Below are 5,837 nucleotides of genomic sequence, written 5' to 3'. Positions count from 1 at the left end.
CCCCGCTCCGGCCCCCGCTCCCAGGGCCGAGGCCCCAAAGCCCCGCGGCCCCGCCTATATCGTTCGGGCCGGCACCTTCAAGGGGAAGGAAAACGCCGAGAAGCTCAGGGCGCGCCTGGCCCGCCGGGGGCTTCCCGTCTCCGAGGTGAAACCCGTGGTGAACCCGAAGCTCGGGGAGATGTGGGTGGTCGAGCTGGCGCCCGCCCCCACGCGGGCCGCTGCCGAGGGCCTTGCGGCCAAGGTGCGCTCCTATGAGAAGGTGAAGCCGCGGATCATCGAGATGGAGCGGTAGGGAAGGGGAGGAAGGAACGACGGAAGGGAACGCCCGGAACCCCCGGGCGTTTTTCTTTCTGTGCGACGGAGGGAGCGGGTCTTCAGGAGCCTTCGGACCCGCTTTTACGTTTTCTCACGGCCTTCCGGCAGTGCTCCCAGATGATGCATGAGGGCCGGTGGCGGCAGTAGAGCTCGGGGTCCGTGCAGGCCCGGCACTCCGAGAGGCACTCCTCGCAGTAGCCGTATTCCATCTTGCCGCAGACCACCACGGCCTCCCGCTCGGGGTGATGGCGGCAGCTGCCGCGCGGCACGGCTCAGTCCCTCTTGTGACGTTTCGGGCTCAGGCGCTCCCGCACCGTCGGGAACATCTCCATCTGGGTGTGCGGGAGGAACAGGGCCGCCACGAACTCGTTCATGAATCCCGGGTGTACCGAGAGCTCAAGGTAGGTCATGCGGCGGGCGATCTCGGCCGTCTTGCGGAAGGCCTCGCGGGAAAGGAGCGACAGGCGCGCCCCGGCCAGGGAGCTGTTCCCGATGAAGCGCACCCGCTCGACGGGGATGTCGGGGAGGAGTCCGATGAGGATCGCCTTGGGGATGTCGAGGGAGGCCCCGAAGCCCCCCGCCACATACAGGCGTTGAAGGTCGCCGAAGCCCATGCCGAGGTTTTCGAGGAGCACCTTGACGGCCGCAAGGACCGCGCCCTTCGACTTCATGAGGTTTTGGATGTCGTCCTCGGTCACGACCACGGCCTCGCCGGTCTCGGTCGCCCGTTCGGGGACCACCACGAACTCGGTCACGTCGTCCGAGCGCCTGACCCGGGGGTGGGAAAGGTCGATGAAACGGCCGCTCTGGTCGATGATGCGGGCAAGGAGCAGCTCGGCGATGACGTCGATGAGCCCCGAGCCGCAGATGCCGCGGGCCGCCCCGCCGCCTATGACCTCGTAGCGGACGGCGGGGCCGTCGAGGGCCACCTTCTGGATGGCCCCCCGGGCGGCCCGCATGCCGCACTTCATGCCCCCGCCCTCGAAGGCCGGACCCGCCGAGGCCGAACAGCACACGAGCCACTCGGAGTTTCCGATGACGATCTCGCCGTTGGTGCCCACATCGATGAGGGCGGTGACGGGGGTTTCCTCGTGCATGCGGCAGGCGAGGACCCCGGCGGTGATGTCGCCCCCCACGTAGGAGCTCACGCACGGGACGCAGTGAAGGACGGCCCGGGGGTGGCCGATGAGCCCCACGGCGGAGGCCGTGATGGGCGGGAAGCGGTTGGCCGTGGGGATGTAGGGCTCGATGCGGATGCTGCACGGCTCCAGACCCAGGAGAAGATGGGTCATGGTGGTGTTTCCGGCGACGACGTAGCAGGTGATGTCGTTCCGGTGGATGCCCGCGGCCGAAACGAGGGCCTCAACCAGGGTGTTCACGGTCCCGACGGCCGCATCGCGCAGTTCTTCGAGCCCCCCGCGGGTGCAGGCGTGGATCATCCGGGAGATGACGTCGTCTCCGAAGCGGGCCTGGCGGTTGTGGGCGGCCTCGGTCCCGAGCACCCGGCCCGTCGCGAGCTCCATGAGCTGGCAGACGATGGTGGTGGTGCCCACGTCCACGGCCACGCCGAAGTTGCGCGCGGTGCGGTCGCCGGGCTCGACGATGCGAAGGTGCGGTCCGTGGCAGCCCTCCGTGTGGACGGCCGCGGTCACCCGCCAGTCGCTTTCGCGCAGGGTCCGGGCGAGGTGCTGGAGGGCGGGGAAGTCGGCGGTGGGGTCTGTGGTCCCTTCGGGGAGCTGCTTTCGCAGGTCGCGGAAGAGGCGGTCGAGGTCCGAGAGGCTGTCGGCGATGGTGGGAGGGGGGAGATCGAGGCGGATTTTCTGGACGAGGGGCGAAAGGGCGACGCCCTCGCCTCCCAGGGTGTCGGTGGTGAGGATCTTGTCGCCGCCTCCGCGGGCCTCCGCGGGGACGAGAATCTCCACATCCGATGAGCCGACCGTCGCCCGGCAGCCGAGCACCCACCCCTCGTCCACGTCCTCGGGGTCAAGGACGGGCGCATCCTCGGGCGAGAACACCACGGACCCCGAAAGCACCTTCACCCGGCACCGGCCGCACACCCCCTGACGTCCGCAGACGCTGACGATGCCCACCCCCGCCCGCTCAGCGGCATCGAGAAGCAGCTCGCCGGTCCTCGCCTCGGCCTCCACCCCCTCGGGCCGGATGATCACCTTGGGCATGAAACGGACCCCCGGAAAGGGATGCACCGCCGCCGCGCGGAAGGCCCCCCTCCGCGCCCCTTCCTTATACCCGCGCCCCTTCGCCCCTGACAAGGCGAATCGTCCGGGGCCGCCCCCCGGCACCTTTTGCCCGCGGCGCCCCGATGTGATACAAGGACCTCATGCGGATCGCCCTTTTCATAACGCCCCACGGGTTCGGACACGCCGTCCGGTCCCTCGAGATCGCCCGCGAGCTCCTTGCCCGGGGGGCCGAGGTCGAGATCGTCTCGGACCTCCCTGACTACCTCGTGCGGGAAAACGCCGGAAGAGCCGCCGCGTTCCGCCGCGCGCGCCTCGATGTGGGGATGGTGCAGCGCGACTCCGTGCGCTTTGACCTCGATGCGACGAGGGAGGCGGTCTCCGGGCTCCTTTCGCGGCGAGACGGGATCGTCTCGGAGGAGGCGGCGCGTCTTTCGGGCTGTGACGGCCTCGTCTGCGACATCCCCTACCTTCCGGCGGATGCGGCGAGGCGGGCCGGAATCCCCGCCGTCGGGGTCTCAAACTTCACCTGGGACTGGATCTACGAGGCCTACGCCGGAGACGACCCGCGCTGGCGCCCGCTCGTTTCGGCCGTCCGGGAGTGCTACGGCGGGCTTTCGCTCTACTTGAGGCTCCCCATGCACGGCGGGGTCGCACCCCCGTGCGCGGCGTGGCGCGACATCCCCCTCATCGCCCGAAGGGCCGCACGCGGGCGCGAGGAGGTCCGCAGGCTCCTCGGCATCCCCGAGGGCGCGAGGGCGTGGCTCGTCTCGTTCACGGCCCTTGACCTCGGCCCCGAGGCCCTCGCGCGCATCGGGCGCATTCCGGGGGCGGTGTTCCTTTTCCGGCGCCCCCTCGCCCTTCCCGTCACAAACGCCCTCTCGCTCGACGCCGCCCCCGTCACCTATGTGGAGGCCCTTGCCGCCTCGGACGGCGTTATCACCAAGCCCGGCTACGGGATCGTGGCCGACTGCGTGGCCAACGGCGTACCGGTTGTCTACAGCGACCGGGGGTTTTTCCCCGAGTACCCGCCCCTTGTGCGCTACCTCGGGGAGCACCTTCCGGCGGTGCACCTCCCCTCGGCGGACCTCTACGCCGGCCGCTGGGAGGAGGCCATGGAAGCCCTCGACGGGGCCCCGAGGCCCGGGCGCTCCCCCGAGCCGCCCAATGGCGCCTCCGTCGCCGCGGACGCCATCCTTTCCGCCATCGAAGGCCGGTTGCAGCCGGAGAACAGGAGCCCCTCATGACCGAGCAGCGCGATGTGCCCCACGGCACCATGATGTACGGCGTCGGGCCGTTGACCGAGCACGACATCTACCTTTTCCGCGAGGGGACCCATTTTGCCCTCTATGAAAAGATGGGTGCCCAGCCCATGATCGTCGACGGCGTCGCCGGGACCCATTTCGCCGTCTGGGCCCCCAACGCCGCCCGGGTCTCCGTTGTCGGCGACTGGAACGGCTGGACCCCCGGAGCCCACGACCTCAAGGTCCGGTGGGACTCCTCGGGCATCTGGGAGGGCTTCATCGCAGGGGTGGGGAAGGGGGCCCGCTACAAGTACTTCATCGAGAGCCGCGAACACGCCCACCGCGTGGCCAAGGGCGACCCCTTCGCCATGCACTGGGAGACGCCCCCGGGGACGGCCTCCATCGTCTGGGGCCGGGACGGGTACGCCTGGGAGGACGGCGAGTGGATGCGCGACCGGCACGCCCGGAACGCCCTTGACGCCCCCATGAGCATCTACGAGGTGCACCTGGGCTCATGGCGACGGGGGGAGGGCGGGCGCCACCTCACCTACCGGGAGCTCGCCGAGGCGCTCCCCGACCACGTGGCCGAGGCCGGCTTCACCCACGTGGAGTTTCTCCCCGTCATGGAGCACCCCTTCTACGGCTCCTGGGGCTACCAGACGGTGGGGTACTTTGCACCCTCCTCCCGCTACGGCACGCCCGAGGACTTCATGGCCCTCATTGACGCCCTCCACCGGCGGGGGATCGGCGTCATCCTCGACTGGGTCCCCTCCCACTTCCCCGGAGACGAGCACGGCCTCGTCTACTTCGACGGGACCCACCTTTTCGAGCACGCCGACCGCCGAAAGGGCTTCCACCCCGACTGGGATTCCTGGATCTTCAACTACGGGCGCCACGAGGTGCGGGCCTTCCTCGGGAGCTCGGCCCTTTTCTGGATGGAGCGCTTCCACGCCGACGGCCTGCGCGTGGACGCCGTCGCCTCCATGCTCTACCTCGATTACTCCCGCGGCCCCGGCGAGTGGATTCCCAACCGCTACGGGGGGCGTGAAAACCTCGAGGCCATCTCCTTTCTCAAGGCCGTAAACGAGGCCGTCTACCGCTCCTTCCCCGACACCCAGACCATCGCCGAGGAGTCCACCGCCTGGCCCATGGTCTCCCGGCCCGTCTACGTCGGGGGCCTGGGGTTCGGCCTCAAGTGGAACATGGGCTGGATGCACGACACCCTCGAGTACTTCGCCCTCGACCCCATCTTCCGCAAATACCACCACAACCGGCTCACCTTCAGCATCTGGTACGCCTTCTTCGAGAACTTCGTCCTCGCCCTCTCCCACGACGAGGTGGTGCACGGGAAGGGGTCCCTTCTCCACAAGCTGCCCGGGGACGACTGGCAGAAGTTTGCAACCCTGCGGGCGCTCCTCGGCTACATGTACGGCCACCCGGGGAAAAAGCTCCTTTTCATGGGGGCCGAGCTCGCCCAGCGCGCTGAGTGGAACCACGAGGACGCCCTCGAGTGGCACCTCCTCCGGTACCCGCCCCACCAGGGGGTCTTCCGCTTCGTGCAGGACCTCAACCGGCTCTACCGGGAGGAGCCCGCCCTCTTTGATCGCGACTTCACCAACGAGGGCTTCGAGTGGGCCGACTTCCGCGACTGGGAGCACAGCGTCGTCGCGTTTTTCCGCAAGCCCGCGGAGGGCGGCGGCCTCCTCCTCGTCGTGTGCAACTTCACGCCCGTCCCGCACGAGAACTACAGGGTGGGGGTGCCTGCGGCGGGCATCTGGCGCGAGGTGCTGAACTCGGACGCCGAGGTGTACGGCGGGTCGGGCTGGGGGAACTTCGGGGCCGTGGCCGCCGAGCACCGGCCCTCCCACGGCCACCCGTGGTCCCTCTCGCTCTCGGTCCCGCCCCTCGGCGTGCTGTTTCTGCGGAGCGAGGGGTAGAAAACACGGGAGAAGGGAGTGGGGGGGGGGGGGGGGGGGGGGGGGGGGGGGGGGGGGGGGGGGGGGGGGGGGGGGGGGGGGGGGGGGGGGGGGGGGGGGGGGGGGGGGGGGGGGGGGGGGGGGGGGGGGGGGGGGGGGGGGGGGGG

4 protein-coding genes are annotated in these 5,837 nt (G+C 70.0%); 3 read left to right on the top strand and 1 reads right to left on the bottom strand.

Annotated elements, in window-relative coordinates; translation table 11 throughout:
* A partial coding sequence (locus NWE95_09605) for an SPOR domain-containing protein (protein ID MCW4004149.1) occupies window positions 1-292 on the top strand: 292 nt, incomplete at its 5' end.
* Window positions 293-587: 295 nt separating this feature from the next.
* Here NWE95_09605 and NWE95_09600 read toward each other — a convergent pair.
* Window positions 588-2,492 (bottom strand): ASKHA domain-containing protein, encoded by a 1,905-nt coding sequence (locus tag NWE95_09600; GenBank protein MCW4004148.1) that lies wholly within the window; start codon window positions 2,490-2,492, stop codon window positions 588-590.
* Window positions 2,493-2,653: 161 nt separating this feature from the next.
* Between NWE95_09600 and NWE95_09595 the strand changes: the two genes are divergently transcribed.
* Together NWE95_09595 and glgB are read left to right on the top strand one after the other, a co-directional pair.
* Entirely contained in the window at window positions 2,654-3,757 is a 1,104-nt protein-coding gene (locus NWE95_09595; GenBank protein MCW4004147.1) for a hypothetical protein, read from the top strand.
* Window positions 3,754-5,691: a 1,4-alpha-glucan branching protein GlgB gene (glgB, locus tag NWE95_09590; protein ID MCW4004146.1), complete on the top strand. Its 1,938-nt coding sequence runs from the start codon at window positions 3,754-3,756 to the stop codon at window positions 5,689-5,691. The genes NWE95_09595 and glgB overlap by 4 nt, the downstream gene beginning before the upstream one ends.
* The last annotated feature ends 146 nt before the right edge of the window (window positions 5,692-5,837 follow it).

The sequence above is a fragment of the Candidatus Bathyarchaeota archaeon genome (genome assembly GCA_026014725.1).
Taxonomy (GTDB): Archaea; Thermoproteota; Bathyarchaeia; order Bathyarchaeales; family Bathycorpusculaceae; genus Bathycorpusculum.
Note: the sequence above shows the minus strand (reverse complement) of the source record. Positions and strands in the feature narration are given on the sequence as shown.

What these genes read in the sequence shown, in the direction of transcription:
- NWE95_09600 (MCW4004148.1), bottom strand. Translation starts at nt 2,492, where the DNA reads ATGCCCAAGGTGATCATCCGGCCCGAGGGGGTGGAGGCCGAGGCGAGG.
- NWE95_09595 (MCW4004147.1), top strand. Translation starts at nt 2,654, where the DNA reads ATGCGGATCGCCCTTTTCATAACGCCCCACGGGTTCGGACACGCCGTC.
- glgB (MCW4004146.1), top strand. Translation starts at nt 3,754, where the DNA reads ATGACCGAGCAGCGCGATGTGCCCCACGGCACCATGATGTACGGCGTC.